Source organism: Spirillospora sp. NPDC047418, from assembly GCF_040643275.1.
GTDB lineage: Bacteria > Actinomycetota > Actinomycetes > Streptosporangiales > Streptosporangiaceae > Spirillospora.
Genome location: NZ_JBEYTW010000032.1, coordinates 45222 through 64829, shown reverse-complemented (window position 1 = coordinate 64829; position 19608 = coordinate 45222). Strand labels below are relative to the sequence as shown.

At 75.0% G+C, this 19608-nt stretch carries 16 protein-coding genes; 10 read left to right on the top strand and 6 right to left on the bottom strand.

Going from position 1 to position 19608, the window contains the following annotated elements:
- The first annotated feature begins 218 nt into the window (after window positions 1-218).
- On the top strand, window positions 219-539 hold the full coding sequence (locus ABZ806_RS21235; protein ID WP_500219059.1) for a DUF6223 family protein: 321 nt from the start codon (window positions 219-221) through the stop codon (window positions 537-539).
- Between the two features lie 9 nt (window positions 540-548).
- On the opposite strand, the gene ABZ806_RS21230 is transcribed toward ABZ806_RS21235, so the two are convergent.
- From ABZ806_RS21230 to ABZ806_RS21220, 3 genes are all read right to left on the bottom strand, one after another.
- Complete coding sequence (locus tag ABZ806_RS21230) at window positions 549-1721, bottom strand: serine hydrolase domain-containing protein (RefSeq protein WP_500219058.1); 1173 nt, start codon at window positions 1719-1721, stop codon at window positions 549-551.
- 144 nt (window positions 1722-1865) lie between these two features.
- Window positions 1866-4397: an FtsX-like permease family protein gene (locus ABZ806_RS21225; RefSeq protein WP_500219057.1), complete on the bottom strand. Its 2532-nt coding sequence runs from the start codon at window positions 4395-4397 to the stop codon at window positions 1866-1868.
- Between the two features lie 3 nt (window positions 4398-4400).
- Window positions 4401-5207, bottom strand: coding sequence for an ABC transporter ATP-binding protein (locus ABZ806_RS21220; protein WP_500219056.1), 807 nt, complete (start codon window positions 5205-5207; stop codon window positions 4401-4403).
- Window positions 5208-5380: 173 nt separating this feature from the next.
- Here ABZ806_RS21220 and ABZ806_RS21215 point away from each other — a divergent pair, with 173 nt between their 5' ends.
- Both ABZ806_RS21215 and ABZ806_RS21210 read left to right on the top strand, forming a co-directional pair.
- The gene (locus tag ABZ806_RS21215; RefSeq protein WP_500219055.1) at window positions 5381-6646 is read left to right on the top strand and encodes a sensor histidine kinase; all 1266 of its coding nucleotides are present in this window, start codon (window positions 5381-5383) and stop codon (window positions 6644-6646) included.
- Window positions 6634-7293: a response regulator transcription factor gene (locus ABZ806_RS21210; RefSeq protein ID WP_500219054.1), complete on the top strand. Its 660-nt coding sequence runs from the start codon at window positions 6634-6636 to the stop codon at window positions 7291-7293. The genes ABZ806_RS21215 and ABZ806_RS21210 overlap by 13 nt, the downstream gene beginning before the upstream one ends.
- A gap of 54 nt (window positions 7294-7347) precedes the next feature.
- Here the strand turns inward: ABZ806_RS21210 and ABZ806_RS21205 are convergent, their stop codons facing one another.
- Together ABZ806_RS21205 and ABZ806_RS21200 are read right to left on the bottom strand one after the other, a co-directional pair.
- On the bottom strand, window positions 7348-7989 hold the full coding sequence (locus ABZ806_RS21205; protein ID WP_500219053.1) for a glyoxalase: 642 nt from the start codon (window positions 7987-7989) through the stop codon (window positions 7348-7350).
- A 53-nt stretch (window positions 7990-8042) separates the two neighbouring features.
- The gene (locus tag ABZ806_RS21200) at window positions 8043-8399 is read right to left on the bottom strand and encodes a VOC family protein (protein WP_500219052.1); all 357 of its coding nucleotides are present in this window, start codon (window positions 8397-8399) and stop codon (window positions 8043-8045) included.
- Between the two features lie 180 nt (window positions 8400-8579).
- Here ABZ806_RS21200 and ABZ806_RS21195 point away from each other — a divergent pair, with 180 nt between their 5' ends.
- The 6 genes from ABZ806_RS21195 to ABZ806_RS21170 all read left to right on the top strand — a co-directional run bounded on the left by ABZ806_RS21195 (window position 8580) and on the right by ABZ806_RS21170 (window position 16307).
- Entirely contained in the window at window positions 8580-11483 is a 2904-nt protein-coding gene (locus ABZ806_RS21195; RefSeq protein ID WP_500219051.1) for an ATP-binding protein, read from the top strand.
- A gap of 209 nt (window positions 11484-11692) precedes the next feature.
- Window positions 11693-12799: a FecCD family ABC transporter permease gene (locus ABZ806_RS21190; RefSeq protein ID WP_500219050.1), complete on the top strand. Its 1107-nt coding sequence runs from the start codon at window positions 11693-11695 to the stop codon at window positions 12797-12799.
- 7 nt (window positions 12800-12806) lie between these two features.
- Window positions 12807-13646 (top strand): ABC transporter ATP-binding protein, encoded by an 840-nt coding sequence (locus tag ABZ806_RS21185; RefSeq protein WP_500219049.1) that lies wholly within the window; start codon window positions 12807-12809, stop codon window positions 13644-13646.
- Window positions 13643-14620: an ABC transporter substrate-binding protein gene (locus ABZ806_RS21180; RefSeq protein ID WP_500219048.1), complete on the top strand. Its 978-nt coding sequence runs from the start codon at window positions 13643-13645 to the stop codon at window positions 14618-14620. Before ABZ806_RS21185 ends, ABZ806_RS21180 begins: the two co-directional genes overlap by 4 nt.
- Before the next feature lie 5 nt (window positions 14621-14625).
- Entirely contained in the window at window positions 14626-15366 is a 741-nt protein-coding gene (locus ABZ806_RS21175) for a class I SAM-dependent methyltransferase (RefSeq protein ID WP_500219047.1), read from the top strand.
- 92 nt (window positions 15367-15458) lie between these two features.
- Window positions 15459-16307 (top strand): SMP-30/gluconolactonase/LRE family protein, encoded by an 849-nt coding sequence (locus ABZ806_RS21170; RefSeq protein WP_500219046.1) that lies wholly within the window; start codon window positions 15459-15461, stop codon window positions 16305-16307.
- Between the two features lie 37 nt (window positions 16308-16344).
- Here ABZ806_RS21170 and ABZ806_RS21165 read toward each other — a convergent pair whose 3' ends face one another.
- A complete protein-coding gene (locus tag ABZ806_RS21165; protein WP_500219045.1) occupies window positions 16345-16581 on the bottom strand; it encodes a hypothetical protein in 237 nt (78 codons plus the stop codon).
- Window positions 16582-16779: 198 nt separating this feature from the next.
- On the opposite strand from ABZ806_RS21165, the gene ABZ806_RS21160 reads away from it, so the two are divergent.
- On the top strand, window positions 16780-19560 hold the full coding sequence (locus ABZ806_RS21160; RefSeq protein ID WP_500219044.1) for a helix-turn-helix transcriptional regulator: 2781 nt from the start codon (window positions 16780-16782) through the stop codon (window positions 19558-19560).
- The last annotated feature ends 48 nt before the right edge of the window (window positions 19561-19608 follow it).

Here is a 19608-nt window from a genome sequence, read left to right as displayed (position 1 = left end):
CACTTCCGGACGTGGGCTGCCGTGTCCGCGGCAGTGCGAAGTGTCCGCGTTTGCATGACGACGGGCGGTGCGGCGCGGCGACATGATCGAAAGTGTTCGCCCCCGCGACGAGACGCACGAAAGAGGAGAGCGACATGAGGTGCTCGGGAACGCTGATGCCGGTCCGGCGCGTGTGCGCCGTGTCCGGAACCGTTCTGTCCGGAACTGTTGTGCTCGGGATGTCCGTGCTCGGGATGTTCGTGCTCGCCGGGCCGGCGGCGGCCGGTGTCCCGGTCGAGCCGTATGCCGCCGATGCCTACGACATGAGCGCCGGACGGCTCGGAGCCGTCGTGGCCGCCCTGCTGGCGCTGGGCGGCGTGGTCATGGGCGGCCTGGCGCTGGCCCGTCCCGCCGCCATGGCCCTCGGCGGCCTGGTCGTGGCCACGGCCGACGGCGGCCTCGGTACCGGCAACGGCCTCGGCGGCGGTGTGGTCGCCCTCCTGCTCGGCCTGGTCGCCGTGGTCCTCGGCACCCTCCCGGGCGTCCTCAGACGGCGGTAGGCCCGGCCGCTACTTGCAGATGGCGGTGTCGACCAGGGCGATGACCTGCATCGCCTTCGTCATGGCGTCCTTGGTCATCGCCTCCATCGACTCCTGCTCGGCGATGATCGCGCCCGGCAGGGCGTTGACGGCCACGGTGACCTCCCGGCCGTCGGCGGTCACGCCGCCGCGGGTCTCGTAGCCGTGGATGTCACCGCCGTGGCCCCACAGCGCGCCGCAGGACAGGGTGATCTTGTCGAGGCCGAGCCCGAAGACCGTGTTCGGCTCCTCGTCCGGCGACTCGATGGTCGTCCGCATCTCCTTCAGCTGCGCGGCCGGGACCAGCGTGCCGCCGACCAGCGCGGCGAAGAAGCGGTTGAGGTCGCGCGGGGTGGAGACCACCATGCCGGCGGCGCCGGAGATGGACGGGTCCATCTCGGTGGCGTTCTTCAGCTGGCCTCCGGGCGGCGCGATGTACCCCTCCATGCGCGGCTTCCGGACGTTCGTGTCGCCGGGTTCGGGCCAGTACGTCCGCTCCAGGCCGATCCGGTCGATGATCCGCTCGGTGACCGCCCGGCCCACCGGCTTGCCGGTGATCTTCGTGACGAGCATCCCCGCGATGATGTAGTTCGTGTTGCTGTACTGCCGCCTCTTCCCGACGGGGAAGGCCGCCTTGTTCCGCAGCGCGGGCTTGAGCAGTTCCTCCGCCGTGTAGGTCCGGGTCGGGACCTTGGACGTGTCGGAGTCCATGAACTCGGTGTAGTCGGGGATGCCGCTGGTGTGCCCCAGCACGTTCCGGACGGTGATGTTCGCGCCGTCGTAGTCCGGCCCCTTGACGACGCCCGGCAGGTAGGTGCCGATGGGCTCGTCCAGCTTCATCTTGCCCTCGCCGACGAGCTGGAGGACGGTCGCGGCGACGAACGTCTTGGTGTTGCTGCCGATGCGCAGGTAGCCGTTCTTCGGGGGAGCGTCGCCGGTCTCCCGGTTCCCGATCCCGGCCGTGTAGTCGCGGGTCTTGCCGTCCTTGCCCTTGACGGAGACCAGCACGCCGGGGAATCCGGCCTGCACCAGCTCCCGCATCGCCTTCTGCAGGGCGATCTCGTTCTTGGCCGTGCCGATCTCGGCCTCGGCGTCGGCCGCCGTGCCGGTGCTGCAACCTGCCAGGCCGCCCGCGACGAGGGCGCCGGCCACTGCCGCGGCCACCGGCCTCCAACGGCGCCTGGAAGGGCCGGTCGGACGAGCGCGCAGGAACGTATCGGACATCATGACTCCTATAACCACCTGGACGGTGGAGCGGGGGGTTGTCAGAAACACCGGACGCGGTCCGGCGCGGTCTGGCGAGGTGGGCTATTCGCGGATGCCCATGCCCTCGACGGGCGGTGTGCGCAGGAGACGTCCGATCGGGATCGTCGTGGACACGAGCGCCAGTGCCACCGTGCCGCCGAGGACGACGACCCAGCCGAGCGCCGGGACGTACGGGACGGGCTGCCCGGCCACCGCGTTCACGATCGACGACAGCGTGACCGCCGCGATCGCGACACCGATCGTGAGCGCCACGCCCAGCAGGGCGGCCTGCTCGGCGTTCGCCATCCGCTTCGCCTGGCGGCGGGTCACCCCGACCAGCCGCAGCAGCGACAGCTCCCGGGCCCGCGCCAGCGCCGCCATGATCAGCGTGTTGGCCGCCGCGAGCACCGCGTACCCGATCAGCACGGCGACCAGCAGCTTGTTGAGCCAGGAGCTGATCGCCAGGTCCTTCGCCAGCTCGCCGGTGAACTGGCCGGTGCCCGTCGCGGTGCTTCCCGGGTACGCCTCCGCGAGCTTCGCCAGGGCCGGTCCGACGTCGGTGCCGGGCTCGCTGCGGATCAGCACGTGGTCGTCCAGGCCGGTCACGGTGTGGCCCGCGAGCGTCCGGCTGTTCAGCGTGACGTCCCCGAAGCCGAAGCCGCGGTCGTAGATCGCGACGACCTTCAGCTTGACCGGCGTGCCGTCCCCGAGCCACAGGGCGGCCGTTTCGCCGACCTTCCATTTCGCGCTGTCCGCCTGGGACGACGACACCGCGACGGTGTTGTCGCCCGCCAGGTCCTCCAGCTTCCCGGACGTCACCTTCAGGTCCATGGTCCGGCTCGCGCCCTGCGGGTCGATGCCCTGCCCGACGACCGCCATCGCCTCGCCCATCATGGGCACGAGCACCGAGGTGCGGCGCACCCCGGTCGCCGCGACCACCCCGGGGATCCGGCGGGCCTGCTCGGTCGCCGCCGCGGGCAGCCCGGCGCCGCCGACCAGGGCGTGCTGGGCGATCGTGCCGTCCTCGCTCTGGACGACCGCCTGGTGCTGCAGGTTGTCCTGCAGGAACCAGATCGTCCCGCCGAACCCGACGGACAGCACCAGCGCCGTCAGCACGGCGACCATGCCGCGCGCGTTCGCCCGCAGGTTCGCGGCGGCCAGGTACCCGCTGTCGCCGAACACGGCGCGCAGGACGGGGGCGAGCGCCACCGCGGCGGCCCGGTTGATCCACGGCGCGAGCAGCGCGATCGCCAGCACGAACGTGTAGAGCATGCCCATGGCGGCGCCCATGGCGGTCTGGCCCCTGGCACCGCCGGTCACGATGATCAGTACGAACGCGGCACCGAGCAGCACCAGCCCGGACACCACCCGGACCCGTCCGCCCAGCGTCGCCTCGACGGCCGCCTCGCCGAGCGCCTCGGTGGGCCGGATGCGGGTGGTGCGCCGGGCGGCGATCCACGCCGACAGCAGCGCGACGGCGGCCACCGCCGCGATCACCACCGGCGCGGCGAGGAGCCCGGCGCTCACGGTGAAGGTCTCCGGGACGAAGCCGCGGTCCGCCAGCTCGCCGCTGATCCAGCGGACGGCGAGCAGCCCGAGCGGGACGCCGGCGACGGCCGCCAGCAGGCTCAGCATGCCGACCTCGCCGAGGATCAGCGTCCGCACCTGGCCCGGCGTCGCCGCGATCGCGCGCAGCAGGGCGAAGTCGCGGCGCCGGTGCCGGACCGACAGGCCGACCGTCGCGGCGACCACGAAACCGATGATCAGCGCGGCGTAGCCGCCGAACGCGCCGCCCGCCTCCAGCAGGAAGCTCTTCGCGGCGACCTCCGCCGGCCGTTCGGCGAGCCCCCGCTCGGCGCCGCTGTAGGCGTTCGCGCCGGCGGCGTCCGCGATGCGCCGCACCGCCGCGGCGACGGCGTCCTCGTCGGCGCCCTTCTTCGCGATCACGCCGATCGCGTCGACGCGGCCGGGACGCGGGTACAGCCGGGCCGCCTCCGCGTCGGTGAAGAACAGCGCGGCCTGCGCCCCCTGCCCGCCGGACGCCTTCACGACACCGCTCACCCGGACCTGCCGGACCGTCCCGCCGGTCAGGATCGCCGTGGTGCCGCCCGGCCGGAGGCCGCCCGCCGCCGCGAGCCGCTCGTCCACGGCGATCTCGCCCTCGGCGCGCGGCGCGGTCCCGGACAGCACCGTGTAGGGGGCGAGGGCGGCGCTCGCCCAGCCGTGGCCCGCGACCGGCACCTTCGGCGCGGCCGCCGCCGCGACCGCGATCGTCCGGTCCGGGACCGCGCTCGCCACCCCGCGCACCGCCGCGACCTCGCCCACCAGGGACTCGGCGACGGTGCCGGGCTCCGGCAGCATCACCGTGCTGGTCTCGCGCTCGCCGAAGTGCTCCGGCCCCTGGATCGCGAGCCCGTGCTCGGCGATGACGGCGGTCGCCGCGCGGTAGCGCTGCGGCTCCCCCTGGTACCGCAGCCCCGACTCGACGAGCACCCCGCACACCGTGAGGACCACGACCCCGGCGGCGAGCGCGAGGAAGGTCGCGACGAACGTGCCCTTGCGGTGCCGCAGCATCTGTGCGGCCAGTCCGAGCACCGCTCAGCCCTCCCGCGTCGCGAAGGGCTGCCGCCACGGCTGCTGCTGTTGCTGACCGGGCGGCTGCTGCGGGCGGCGGTCGAGCATCGCGAGCTGCTCGGCGATCCGCTGGACGCCCGGCTGCGGCATGTCCCGCACGATCCGGCCGTCGGCGAGGACCATGACCCGGTTGGCGTAGGACGCCGCGACCGGATCGTGCGTCACCATGATCACCGTCTGGCCGGCCTGGTCGACCGCCGCGCGCAGCAGCGCCAGCACCTCGGCCGCGGTCTGGGTGTCCAGCGCCCCGGTCGGCTCGTCGCAGAAGATCACCTCGGGCCGGGTCGCGAGCGCGCGGGCGATCGCCACCCGCTGCTGCTGGCCGCCGGACAGCTCCGCCGGACGGTGCGCGAGCCGTTGGCCGAGCCCGACCCGGCCGATCACCTCGGCGAGCCACGCCGGGTCCGGACGCCGGCCGGACAGCCGCGACGGCAGCAGGATGTTCTGCTCCACGGTGAGCGCGCCCACCAGGTTGAACGCCTGGAAGATGAAGCCGATCCGGTCGCGGCGCAGCTCGGTCAGCTGCTTCTCCGACAGCGTCGACAGGTCGGTGCCGCCGACCACGACGCGCCCGGAGGTCGGGCGGTCCAGGCCCGCCGCGCAGTGCAGCAGCGTGCTCTTGCCGGACCCGGACGGGCCCATCACGGCCGTCATCGTCCCCCGGGCGAACTGGACGTCGACCTCGGCCAGCGCCGCGACCGGTTGCTCGCCTCCATAGGTCTTGGTCACTCGTTCGACGCGGACGGCGTCGGTGGGTAGCGGGACTGACATAGCGGGTACCTTCCGGGGAGCCTGAGTGCGACGGCTCACGACGCTAGGAAGAGCGCCCCGCCCGGACAATGCAGCCAGGTGCCCCAAGGAGGTAGTGCAGGCTGTACCACTGTCCGCGATTCCGGCTGCCGCGCAGTGATCACCTGCCCTAGGGTCTGTCGGGGGATTTGGCAGTGAACAATGTGAAATCGGGCACCCGCGGCAGGGCCCTGCGGACGATCGTCCTCAGCCGCGGACGCGTGGTCCTGGACGCGCTCGAACACCTCGTCGGCGGCCTCGGCACCGCCCTCCCCGCGTTCGTGGTGCTGGTCTGGCTGCTGCTGGTCGCCCTGCTGTGCGCGGTCGGTCTCGGCTTCCTGCTGGCGCCCACCCTGCCTCGGCTCGTCCGGGCCCCGGCCGAGCGGGAGCGCGCCCGGCTGTCGCGCTGGGGGCCGGAGGTCATCGCGATGGGCGCGGCGCCGTCCGGGGTCCGCGCCGCCCTCGCCGACCCGGTCATGCGGCGGGAACTGCGCTGGCTGCTGGCGCACGGCACGCTCGGCCTGGCCGTCGGCGCGGCCGGGGCGACGCTGGCGGTGCAGGCCGTCCAGGACATCAGCTACCCGCTGTGGTGGCGGATGCTGCCGCGCGACAACGCCAGCCCGAACCTCGTGTCCTGGCACGTCCACACCGACCTCGACGCGCTCGCGGTCGCGTGCTTCGGCCTGGTGCTGGCCGCCGTCTTCGTCCTCATCGCGCCCGGCCTGGCCCGGCTGCAGGCGTGGCCGGGCCGGCGGCTGCTGGCGCCGCCGCCGGACGCCGACCTGTCCCTGCGGGTCGCGCGGCTGTCGGCCACCCGCGCGGCGGCGCTGGACGCGCACGCGACGGAACTGCGCCGCATCGAGCGCTCGCTGCACGACGGGACGCAGAACCGGCTCGTCGCCGTCACCGTCCTGCTCGGCGCGACCCGCCGCGCGCTGGCCCGCGACCCCGCCACCGCCCTGCCGATGCTGGAGCAGGCGCAGGACGCCGCCGAGACCGCGCTCGCCGAACTCCGCACGGTCGTGCGCGGCATCCTGCCGCCCGTCCTCGCCGACCGGGGGCTGCCCGCCGCGCTCGCCGGGCTCGCCGCCGACTGCGGCGTGCCCTGCCGCACCGACATCGACATCCCCGGACGCTGCGCCGCCTCCGCCGAGGCGACCGCCTACTTCGTGACGGCCGAGGCGCTCACCAACATCTCCCGGCACAGCCGCGCCCGCGGCGCGTCGCTCACCGTCCGGCTGCGCGGCGGGCTGCTGGCGCTGCGGATCGAGGACGACGGCGCCGGCGGCGCGGCGCCGCGCCGGGGCTCGGGGCTCGCCGGGATCCGGAGCAGGATCGAGGCCCACGACGGCCGACTCACCGTGACCAGCCCGCCCGGCGGGCCGACCGTGCTGGAGATGGAGCTGCCTTGCGGATCGTGATCGCCGACGACGACTTCCTGCTGCGCGAGGGCGTCGCGATGCTGCTGCGCGCCGAGTCGCTGGACGTGGTCGCGACCGCCGACTCCCCGGAGACCTTCCTCGCGGCCGTGGACGAGCACGAACCGGACGTCGCGATCGTGGACGTCCGGATGCCGCCCACCCACACCGACGAGGGCATCCGGGCCGCGGTCGAGGCCCGGCGCCGCCGCCCCGGCCTGCCCGTGCTCGTCCTGTCGGCGCACGTCGAGCAGGCGTTCGCCACCGAGCTGCTCGCGGGCGGCAGCAGCCGGCTCGGGTACCTGCTGAAGGAGCGGGTCGGCCGCGTCGAGCAGTTCCTGGACGCCCTGCACCGGGTGGTCGGGGGCGGCACGGCCATCGACCCGGACGTCGTCGCGCAGATGCTCACCCGCTCCCGTCCCGACCGCGGGCTGGAGCGGCTGACCGTCCGGGAGCGCGACGTCCTCGGCCTGATGGCGGAGGGGCTCGGCAACGCCTCGATCGCCGAGCGGCTCTTCGTCACCGAGGGCGCGGTCCACAAGCACATCCGGAGCATCTTCGCCAAGCTCGACCTGGCGCCCACCGACCGCGCGGACCGCAGGGTCACCGCCGTCCTGCGCCACCTGCAGAGCACCGGCGCCCAGAGCTAGCCGCCGGGCTCGCCGCGCACTCGCGGCGGCCGGCGGCTCGCCGGGCCGGGGGCCCTACGCCGGGCTGCCGGCGGCGGGGCGGACGCGGGCGGGTGCGGCCTCCCAGGCGAACCCGTCCGGGTCGGTGAAGGGCTCGCCGCCGCCGGCCAGGACGAGCCGGTGCGAGCCGGTACCCTCCGCGGCGACGCCGGTGTCCTTGGCGAGGGCGCGGAGCGGGTAGAGCGCCAGCGTGACGGCCGACGACGGGGCGGCGAACTCGACGTACTTGCCGCCGAAGCTCTTGCCGACGGCCAGGCCGCGGTCGACGTAGAACCGCTTGCTCGCCTTGACGTCCGCGACGCCCAGCAGCAGCGCGATCTGGTCGAACTCCGCGGCGGCGGGCGCGGAGTCCTTCTTCTTCGAGCAAGCGATCTTGAGGATCGTCCCGTCCGGGGCCTGGACGATGGCGCCGTAGCCCCAGAACGACTTCGCGGCGGGCTTCAGCGTCGTGGCGCCGGCGTCCAGGGCGGCCTGGACGAGCGCGTCGACGTTGCCGGGCTGGGACGCGACGAGCGACAGCGCGAAGCCGCCGGATCCGGTGGCCGGCTCGTCCGAGGCGCGGACGTGCACGTGGGGGGCGAGGCCGATGGCGTCGTAGAACGCCTGCGCGGCCGCGGTGTCGGAGACGTCCAGGATGAGGGATTCGAAGGAGGTCATGACGCTTCTTTCTGGTGAGGTGGGTCGTCGTCTCGTGGCGGCGGCGGATGTGCTCAGCGGTCCTGGATCAGCCCGAGGACGTTGCCGTCCGGGTCGGTGACGGCGGCGACCAGGCGCCCGCCGCCGACGTCGTGCGCGGCCTCCTGGATGGTCGCGCCGGCGGCGGTCAGCTCGGCGAGCTTCGCCTCGATGTCCGGCACGTGCCAGTAGGCCACCGGCGAGGTCATGCCCTGCGGTCCGCCGTCCGGGACCAGCCCGATGTGCTGGCCGCCGGCATCGAACCCGACGTAGTAGGGCGAGTCGGTCTGCGGTGCTTCACCGAGCAGGGCGGCGTACACCGCCTTGGCCTTCGCCAGGTCGCTCACGGGGTGCAGCACTGTCCTGATGCCCTGGACGAGAGAGTCGCTCATGGTGGCTCCTGGATTCGTGGGCGGTATCGGCCCGTTGCTCGACTGCTCATAGCCTCGCCCGGGGCCCGCCCCCACCACATCCGTGGCGGATACGGAACCGCCTACGGACCGGGGCCACGGACAGGGGCCACGGATCGCGGGCACGGAGGCGGCACGGACGGCGTGCGCCAGAATGGGACGGTGACCGCCACAGTGGATATTTCGCCCCGGGAAGCCGAGGTGCTGGAGCTGGTCGGCGACCATCTCAGCAACGCCGAGATCGCGGCACGGCTGTTCATCTCGGTCCGCACCGCCGAGAGCCACGTCTCCGCGCTGCTGCGGAAACTGGACGTCCCGGACCGGCGGGCGCTAGCCGGGCACGCCGCCGCGAGCCGCGCCGCAGCGAGCCGCGTCCCCGCGAGCGGTTCCGCCGGCGCCGCGCGCCCGGTGCCCGTGCTGCCGGCCCCGCTGACCTCGTTCGTCGGCCGGGCGGGCGAGCGCGCCGAGCTGACCGCGATGATCACCGGGCACCGGCAGGTGACCGCGGCCGGCCCCGGCGGCGTGGGCAAGACCCGGCTCGCGCTGGCCGTGGCGGCGGACGCGGCCGGCGCGTTCCCGGACGGCGTGTGGTTCGTCGATCTCGTGCCGGTCACCGACCCGGACATGGTCGCGGACGCGGTCGCCGGCGCGCTCGGCCTCGGCGAGCAGCCCGGCCGCGGCATGACCGAGTCGGTGGCCTCGGCACTGGCCGACCGGCACGCCCTGCTCGTCCTGGACAACTGCGAGCAGGTGCGGGACGGCGTGGCGCTGTTCCTGGAGCGGCTGCTCGTGGCATGCCCCCGGGTGAGCGTGCTGGCGACGAGCCGGGCCCGGCTGATGGTGCCGTTCGAGCGGGTGTACACCGTCCCGCCGCTGTCGCTGTCCGACGGCGGCGGGTCGGACGCGGTCGCGCTGTTCAAGGAGCGGGCGACGGCGATCGGCTGGCCGCTGGACCCGCCGCTGCACGACCACATCCGCTCGATCTGCGAGCGGTTGGACGGCATGGCGCTGTCGATCGAGCTGGCCGCCGCCCGGTACCCCACGCTCGGGCTGGACGGCCTCACCGCCGCCCTGTCCGACCCGCTGCGGATGCTCACCGGCGGCTCCCGCGCCGACGACCGGCACCGCTCGGTGCGGGCGGCGGTGGACTGGAGCCACACCCTGCTGGACCCCGCCGACCGGGAACTGCTGCGGCGCGTATCGGTGTTCGTCGCGCCGTTCACCGCCGCCGCAGCGGCCCAGGTCGCCGGGACGGCGCCGTTGGCCGGGGCGGAGGTCGCCGGGACGGCGCAGGTCGCCGGGACGGCGGAGGTGGCCGGGACGGTGCAGGTCGCCGGGACGGCGGAGGCCGCCGCGGCCGACGGGCTGGCCCGGCTCGCCGAGCAGAGCCTGCTGGTCGTGCGGGCGTCCGCGGGCGCGACCGAGTACCGGGCGCTGGAGACGATCCGCCAGTACGGGACCGAGCGGCTCGCCGAGGCCGGTGAGCTGGCGGGCACCCGCGCCCGGCACCTCCGCTGGTGTTTGGCCGAGGCGGCCGGCCTCGACGGCGCGGGCGCCGGTTCGCGGCCCCGGTTCGACGCCGTCGCCGACGACCTCCGCGCCGCCCTGACCTGGGCGGCCGGCGAGCCCGAACACCGCGCGGACGCGCACGACCTCGCCCGCCACCTGGCGGGACTCGCCTTCACCCGCAATCTGGTCGGCGAGTCCCAGCAGCGCTACGAGCAGGCCGCCGCGCTCGCCGGCGACCCGGCCGCCGCGGCGGCGATGCTGCGGCACGCCGCCGCCGTCGCCGGGTGCCGCATGCACGGCGACGACATGTACCGCCTGCACCGGGCCGCCGGGGACGCCGCCCGCCGGTCCGGCGCCCCGGCCCGCGCGGCCGCCGACCTGGCGACCGCCGCGAGCACCGTGTACCGGTTCGCGGGCACGTTCGTCCGGACGCCGGCGCCGGACGAGACGCTCGCGCTGATCGCCGAGGCGCGGGAGCACGCGGGCGACGACCCCGCCGCTCGCGCGGCCGTCGCGCTGGCCGAGGCCGCGTCGGCCGCCGACGCATTCGGCGCCGACCAGGACCCGCGGGACGGCGCCGTGGCGGAGACGCTCGCCCGCGCCGAGCACGCGGTCGAACTCGCCCACCGCACCGGCGACCCGCCCGCCGAGTCCGCCGCGCTGGACGCGCTGGCCGCCGTGCGGAGCTGGGCCGGTGACGCGTTCGCCGCCGCCGCCACGGCCCGCCGCCGCGTCACCCTCCTGTCGTCCGCGCCGGCCACGCCCGCCGTCGTCCACGAACTCGTCCAGGCCCTCGGCGAGGCGGCCCAGACCGGCATCGGCGTCGGGGACCTGCCCGGCGCCCGCCGCTGGGCGAGGCGGTTCGCCGATCATCCGTCGCTGGCCGAAGTGGGGCACCGCGCCACGAGCTGGCAGCTGGTCGCGGACGCGCTGGCGGGCGACGGCGACGGCGTGCTCACCGGCGCCGTCCGATTCCTGGACGCGTGGCAGCGGAGCGGCAGCCCCGTCTGGCCGGACCTGGAACCGGCGGTGACCGCCGTCGCGACGGTCCACGGCCTGCGCGGCGACCAGGACGCCCAGCACGAGTGGGAGGCGATCCTGGAGCGGTTCGGCACGTCGCCGAACCGGGTCCACGGCTACGGCGCGGTCTTCGACGCGATGCTGCTGCTCCACGCCGGGCGGGCGCCGGAAGCGCTGGAGCGGCTGGCCCCCGAACCGGGTGAGGTGTGGCGGTGGGTCACCTGGGTCTGGCTCCACTGGTACGTGGCGCTGCGCGCCGAGGCCACCGTGCTCGCGGGCGGCCCCGAGGCCCGCGACCGCCTGGCCGACGCCCGGGAGCTCACCGCCGGCAACCCGGTCGCCGGCGCCATCGTGGCGCGGGCCGAGGCACTGCTCGACGGCGACTCCGAACGGCTGCTCGTCACGGCGGACGCGTTCGACGCCGCCGGCTGCCACTACCAGTCGGCCCGGACCGCGGTACTGGCGGGCGGTGAGCACGCCCCCCGCGGAGCGGCCGCCCTCACCGCCCTCGGCTTCACCCCACCGCCCGTCCGGTAGCCCGCCGCCCATCCGGTAGCCCGCCGCGGGTCCGGTAGCCCGCCGCGGGTCCGGTAGCCCGCCGCGGGTCCGGTAATCCGTCGCCCGTCTGGTCGGCCGCTGCGGTTGTCGTTGCTGATGAGCGGTTTGTCTCATGGTGTCCCCGCTTGACAGGACGCTCTTGCATGATCTTGGCTATTGCGTATCGGTCGCAATAACTGAGGGGATGCATGAGTTCGTCAGCGGTCGTCACGCCGGTCGGGGTCGCGGGGCCGGGCGGCGACGATCTGGGGGCGTCCGTCCGGCGGCGCCGGTATCTGCTGCTCCTGGTCGGGCTGCTGGCGGCCTTCGGCGGGACGGTCGTCGCGGCGATCGGGCTCGGCGCGGTGCGGGTGCCGCCGCTCACCGTCCTCGACATCGTCGGCCACCACCTGGTCGGCAGCCCGGCCGAGGCAACCTGGCGGCCGGCGCACGACTCGATCGTGTGGCGGGTCCGGCTGCCGCGGGTGCTGCTCGGCGCGGCGGTCGGCGCCGGGCTCGCCGTCACCGGCATGGCGCTGCAGGCGATGGTCCGCAACATGCTCGCCGACCCGTACCTGCTCGGCGTCAACTCCGGCGGCTCGACGGGCGCGGCGGCCGCGATCCTGTTCGGGTTCGGCGCGGGGTGGGGCGAGCACGCGCTGCAGCTCGCCGCGTTCCTCGGCGCGCTCGGCGCCTCGCTGCTGGTGTTCGTGATCGCGCGGACGGCCGGGCGGATCACCTCGACCCGGCTGCTGATGACCGGGGTGGCCGTCGGGTACGCGCTCTACGCCCTGACCAGCTTCCTGATCTTCGCGTCCGACTCGGCCGAGGGGTCGCGGTCGGTGCTGTTCTGGCTGCTCGGCACGCTGGCGCTCGCGCACTGGTCGATGCCGCTGGCCGTGGTCGTCACCGCCGTCGTCCTGGTGACCGCCCTGCTCACGCTGTGGGGACGCCGGCTGGACGCGCTCGCGATCGGCGACGAGACCGCGCACACCCTCGGCATCTCGCCGGCGCGGTTCCGGCTCGTCCTGCTGGTGCTGGTGTCCCTGGCCGTCGGGGTGCTGGTGGCCGCGGCGGGCAGCATCGGCTTCGTCGGCCTCGTGATCCCGCACCTGGCCCGGCGCGTCGTCGGGGCCACGCACCGGCGGGCCGTCCCCGTCGCCGCGCTGATGGGCGCGACCTTCCTGCTGTGGGCCGACCTCGGCGCCCGCATGGTGCTGAGCCCGCAGGAGCTGCCGATCGGCATCATCACCGCGCTGGTCGGGGCGCCGTTCCTGCTCATCCTGGTCCGCCGGCTGCACGCCGGGAGCGAGTGAGGCAACCATGATCGAAGGACGCGGGCTCAGCTACGCCTACGGCGCGACGACCGTGCTGCGCGACATCGACGTGCGGGCCGACACGGGGCGGATCCTCGGGCTGCTCGGCCCCAACGGCAGCGGCAAGACGACGCTGGTCCGGATGCTCACCGGGATCGTGGCCCCGCGCGGCGGGCAGGTCCTGCTGGACGGGCGGCCGCTCGGCTCCGTCCCGCACCGGGAACTCGCCCGCCAGGTCGCGGTCGTCCTGCAGGAGTCGTCGGGCGACCTGCCGATGACGGTGGCCGACATGGTCATGCTCGGCCGGGCGCCGCACCAGTCGACGTTCGCGCGCAACAGCGCCGCGGACCACCGGATCGCGGCGGCCGCGCTGCGCCGCGTCGGCGCGCGGCACCTCGCCGACCGGACGTTCGTCCGGCTGTCCGGCGGCGAGAAGCAGCGCGTGATGATCGCCCGCGCGCTGGCGCAGCAGCCTGCGCACCTGGTGCTGGACGAGCCGACCAACCACCTCGACATCCGGTTCCAGCACGAGCTGCTCACCATGATCCGCGGGCTCGGCATCACCACGGTCATCGTGCTGCACGACATCAACCTGGCCGCGCGGTACTGCGACGACGTCCTGGTGCTCCAGCAGGGGGAGGTCGTCGCCGACGGGCCGTGCGCGGACGTCCTGACGCCCGGACTCCTCGAAGGCGTCTACGGCGTCGGCGTCGAACGCCTCGACACCTCGCGCGGCCTCCAGTTCCTCTTCCACCCGCTCGACGCCCACTCCGTTGACGCCGACTCCGTTGACGCCGACTCCCACGAAGCCACCGCCGATCACGCCAAGGAGCGATCTGCCAGATGAAGCGACCCCTCGCCTGCCTGGCGGCCGGCCTGCTGGCCGCCGCACTCGCGGGCTGCGGCTCGACCGGTCCCGAGGCGGGCGGCCGGGGGAGCGCGGCGCCCGTCACCGTCCGGAACTGCGGGGTGGACGTCGAGCTGGCGCGGCCCCCGTCCCGCGTCATGATCGTCAACAGTGCTCCGCTGCAGTACCTGTCCACGCTCGGCGTGCTGGACCGGCTGGCCTCCCGGGCCGGGAAGTTCCCGCCGGAGTACTACTCGAAGGAGACCCTGGAGGCGGTGCACAAGGTGCCGTCCCTCACCGACCGGCTCGGCTCCGACGGGCACCTGAAGATCTCCACCGAGGCGATCATCGCCGCGGAACCCGACCTGCTGCTCGGCCTGCCGGAGGGCGTCACCCGGGAGTCGCTCGCCGCCGCCGGCATCCCCGTGCTCATCGAGCCCAGCTTCTGCCCGGAGGGGATCAAGGACCCGGGCTACGCGACGATCTACGACCAGATGCGGCTCTACGGCAAGGTCTTCGACCGCCGGGAGAAGGCCGAGCAGGCCGTCGAGGAGCTGCGGCAGCGCGTCCGGACCGTCGAGGCCGGCCTGCCGGGCCAGCAGGGCCGCAAGGTCGCCGTCCTCTGGCCCTACCGGGGCGAGGGGACCGTCGGGGCCTACGGCGGCCAGAGCATGGCCACACCGCAGCTCGAAACGCTCGGCGCCCGCAACGTGTTCGCCGACGTCGGCAAGCGCGTCTTCGAAGTCTCCATGGAGGAACTGCTCGGACGCGACCCCGACGTCATCGTCCTGCTGCACACCGACGGCACCGACCAGGAGATCCGGCGGGCCCTGCTCGACATCCCCGGTGCCACGGACCTGCGCGCGGTCAAGAACGGCGCGATCACCGTGCAGCTCTTCAACTTCACCGAACCGCCCACGCCTCTCGTCCTGGACGGACTGGAGCGCCTCGCCGCCTACCTCAAGGGGAAGTGAACGCCATGCCCGCGAACTCGCCGGTCCAGCCGAACTCGACGGTCCAGGAGCGGATCACCTGGTACTGGAACCAGGACGCCCCCGATTACCAGCAGTTCCAGGAACAGCGGCTGGCCCACCCCGACTACAGCGCCGCCTGGACCCGCATCTGGCGGGACGCACTGCCGGACGGCACCGCGACCGTGCTCGACGTGGGCACCGGCACCGGCCACGCCGCGCTGACCATCGCCGCCCTCGGCCTCGCGGTGACCGGCATCGACATCGCACCCGCCATGATCGGCTACGCGCGCGACAACGCGAGGGCACGCGGACTCGACATCACCTTCGTCGAGGGCGACGCCGTCAGGCCCGAGGTACCGGGCGGCCCCTTCGACGCGCTCGTCAGCCGCTACCTCCTCTGGACGCTGCCCGACGTCGACACCGCGCTGGGCAACTGGCGCCGCCTGCTGCGGCCCGGCGGCCGGCTGGCCATCGTGGACGCGCCCTGGCACGCCGGCGGGATGCGGCACTCCGACACCGACCCCCGGGCCCGCGCCTACGACGAGGAGGCCCGCCGCGCCCTGGTCCTCGCCGAGGCCGAGACCATCACCGCCTGGCAGGACCGGATCACCGCCGCCGGCTTCACCGGCGTCGAGGTCACGGCGCTGACCGGCCTCTACGAGCTCGACGGCGTCCACGGCGTCGCGACCGACCACCGCCGCACCCTGCAACACCTGATCACCGCCCGGAACCCGGACGCCGCCTGACTCCTCGTCCGGTGGCGCGTCGTTTGTGCCGCTCGCGGCGGGGTACCGCCGGACCCGGGTCCGGGGCCGGGTCCGGGTGGGGGGGAGGGTTCGTGCGTGCCGAACAGATCACCGATGCGGTGGCCTTTCATGGGGAAGGGCCGGTCTGGTCGCCGCGCTGGGGCGGGCTGCGCTGGGTCGACATGCTCGCCGGCGACGTGCTGTCGCTGGCCGCCGACGGGACGGTCGGCCGGCGGCACGTCGGCGACGTCGCCGCCGCGCTGCGTCCCCGGCGGGACGGGGGCGCGGTCATCGGCGTCGAGCGGGGCTTCGCCCTGGAGGACGCGGACGGCACGCTGACGTCCCTGCCCGAGTTGTGGCCGGATCGGGGCATCCGCATGAACGAGGGCGCCTGCGACCCGGAGGGCCGCTTCTACTGCGGGTCCATGGCCTATGACAAGACGGCGGGTGCGGCCTCCCTCTACCGGATCGACCCCGACGGTTCCACGGCGGTCGTGCTCGAAGGCGTGACCATCTCCAACGGGCTGGACTGGAGCCCGGACGGCGACCTCGCGTACTACAACGACACGGCCACCCAGCAGGTCGCCGTGTTCGACTACGACCCGGCATCGGGACTGACCGGGCGGCGCCCGTTCGTGTCGATCGCGGCGGAGGACGGCGTCCCGGACGGCCTCACCGTGGACGCCCGGGGCGGGGTGTGGGTCGCGCTGAACCAGGGCGGGCAGGTGCGCCGCTACACCCCCGCCGGCGCCCTGGACGAGGTGGTCGAGGTGCCGGTGCGGGGCGTCACCGCGTGCACCTTCGGCGGCCCGGACCTGGACGAACTCTTCATCACCACGTCCCGCGAAGGACTCGCCCCGGGCGACGAACCGTCCGCGGGCTCGCTGTTCCGGGCGGCGGTGGGCGTGCAGGGCGCACCGGCCCGCGAGTTCGCCGGATAGCCGATGCACGCGCCGACCGCCATCGACGCCTGGCGGGCTAGGCGGCCTTGCCCGTGTCGATCCACTGCTGGAGCGTCGCCAGGTGCTCCTCGGGCCACGCGCCGTCGCAGGGCATGCGGCCGCTCAGCAGGGAGCCGATGATGGCGTCGGCGTGCCGGGCGACGTCCGCGTGATCGAACAGGTCGAAGCGGGCGAGCATCGCGTTGCGGTCCTTGGCCCGGAAAAGGGGCCTGATGTCCTTCTCGAAGCTGAGCGTGCCGTCTACGCCGGGCATGTGCTGTCTCCTTCGGTGGAATGCGCGGGTTCGTTCTCCATAAAGACCGGGCGGCACGCCGATCGGTGACAGTCTCCGCACAGCGCGTCCGGGCGGCTGGGCGATATCGTGTCCTGGTCGGTTTGTGTGGTTTGGCCTGCACGGATGCGATGTACCGACGCCTGCGGGCCGGCGCTGGGCTGCGTAGGGAGAACGGGCATGCGGACTGGACCTGAGCCGGCGCCGGAGCTGCTGGACAGGCTGGACGAGCGTGCGGTGCTCGACGGCGTGCTGGAGGATCTGCGGTCGGGACGCGGGTGGGCGCTGGTCGTGCGGGGCGAGGCGGGCGTCGGCAAGTCGGCGCTGCTCGACTACGCGGGCGGTGCGGCCGCGGACATGAGGGTCGTCCGGGCGGCGGGCGTCGAATCGGAGATGGAGCTGGCGTACGCCGGGCTGCATCTGCTGTGCGTGCCGCTCCTCGACCGGCTCGACGCCCTGCCGGGACCGCAGCGGGACGCGCTGAGCGTCGCGTTCGGGCTGCGGGAGGGAGATCCGCCGGCCCGGTTCATGGTCGGCCTCGCGGTGCTGACGCTGCTGTCGGAGGCGGCGGAGGAGCGGCCGCTGCTGTGCGTGATCGATGACGTCCAGTGGCTGGACCAGGCGTCGGCGCAGGTGCTGGCGTTCACGGCGCGGCGGCTGCTGGCGGAGCCGGTGGGGGTGGTCTTCGCCGCGCGCGAGCCGGGCGAGGAGTACCGCGGGCTGGCGGAACTGGAGGTGCGGGGGCTGCCGGACCGGCATGCCCGCACACTGCTGCGGTCGGTGGTGCGGTTCCGGCTCGACGGGCCCGTCCAGGACCGGATCCTGGCCGAGACGAAGGGCAACCCGCTCGCGCTGCTGGAGCTGCCGCGGGGGCTGGGCCCGGCGGAGCTGGCGGGCGGGCTCGGGCTGGTCGGGGAGCCCGGCCCGGCCGGGGAGCAGGGGGTGCCGACCCGCATCGAGCAGGGCTTCCGCCGCCGGGTGGCGGCGCTGCCCGCCGCGACGCGGTCGCTGCTGCTGGTCGCGGCGGTGGAGGCGGCCGGCGATCCGGGCCTGATCTGGCGGGCGGCCGGACGGCTCGGGATCCCGGCCTCGGCCGTGGAGGCCGCCGAGGCCGACGGGCTGCTGCGGGCCGGGACGCTGCTGCGGTTCCGGCACCCGCTGGTGCGGTCGGCGGTCTACGCGGCGGCGTCGCCGCGGGAGCGGCGGGCCGCGCACCGGGCGCTGGCCGAGGTGACCGACCGCGACCGCGATCCGGACCGGTGGGCGTGGCATCGCGCGGCGGCGGCGCCCGGTCCCGACGACGAGGTGGCCGCGGAGCTGGAGCGGTCGGCGGACCGGGCGCAGGCCCGCGGCGGGGTGGCCGCGGCGGCGGCGTTCCTGCGGCGCGCGGCCGAGCTGACCGACGAGCCCGCCCGCCGCGCCGACCGCGCGCTGGCGGCGGCGCGGGCCGGTCTCCAGGCCGGTGCGCTGGACGCGACGGCGGACCTGCTCGCCCGCGCCGCCGCCGGGCCGCCGGACGAGCTGCGGCAGGCCCGCGAGGCCCTGCTGCGCGGGCGGCTCGCGTTCGCCTCCGGCCAGGGCGGCGACGCCCCGGCGCTGCTGCTGAAGGCGGCCGGGCAGCTGGAGCCGCTGGACGCCGGGCTGGCGCGCGAGACCTACCTCGACGCCTGGTTCGCCGCCGTCTACGCCGGCCGGGCCGCGGGCGCCGGCGACCTGCACGAGGTCTCCCGGGCCGCGCGGTCCGCCCCACCGCCCGAGGGCGTGCCCCGTCCGGTGGACCTGCTGGTGGACGGGCTGTCCCTGCTGGTCACCGAGGGACGCGCCGAGGCCGCACCCGTGCTGCGGGAGGCGGCGCGGACCGTCGCCGAGGACGACATCCCGCCGGCGGAGCGCCTCCAGTGCAGCCGGGTCGCGCTGGCCGCCGCGGCACTGGTGTGGGACGAGGAGCACTGGCGCGCGATCCTCGCACGCGACGTCCAGGCGTGCCGGGAGACGGGCATGCTCACCCAGCTGGCGCTCTACCTCGGCCCGATGGCGGTGATGGCGATCTGGCGCGGCGATTTCGCGGCGGCCGTCTCGCTGGCCGCCGAGGAGAAGGAGCTCGCGGCGGCGACGGGCGCCGGGTTCGCCCGCCACGCGGCCCTGCTCCTGGCCGGCCACCGGGGGGACGAGGCCGAGGACGCCCCGATGATCGAGGCCGTGGCCGCCGCCGCCGGGCACGCCGGCCAGGGCAGCGCGGTCCAGATGTCGCAGTGGATGTCCGCCGTCCTGCTCAACGGGCTCGGCCGCCACGAGGAGGCGCTGGCCCCGGCGCGGCAGGCCGCCGAGCAGGCACCCGAACTGTACGTCTCCATGTGGGCACTCCCCGAGCTGATCGAGGCCGCCTCCAGGAGCGGGCGGACCCGGGAGGCGGCGCAGGCGCTCGACCGTCTCACCGAGGTGACCGGCGTCGCCCGGACCGACTGGGCGCAGGGTGTCCACGCGCGGTCCCGGGCGCTGCTCGCCGAGGGCGAGGACGCCGACCGGGGGTACCGCGAGGCGGTCGACCGGCTCGGCCGCATCGGCTTCCGGGCCGAGCTGGCCCGCGCGCACCTGCTGTACGGGGAGTGGCTGCGCCGCGAGGGGCGGCGGACCGACGCGCGGACGCAGCTGCGCGAGGCCCACGACCTGTTCGCCGACATCGGCATGCGGGCGTTCGCCGGGCGGGCCGGGCGCGAGCTGGCGGCCACCGGCGCGACCGCCCGCAGGCGCGCCGTGGGCGTCCGCGGCGACCTCACCCCGCAGGAGGCGCAGATCGCCCGCCTCGCCCGCGACGGCCTGTCCAACCCCGAGATCGGCGCCCAGCTGTTCATCAGCCACCGGACGGTGGAGTACCACCTGGGCAAGGTCTTCGCCAAGCTCGACGTGAGCTCCCGCAACCAGCTCCCGCACGTCCCGCTCAGCCGCCTCGGCGCGGGCTAGCCCCGCCGGGCCGGCCCGGCGGCCGGGGCCGCCGGGCCGGCGCGGTGT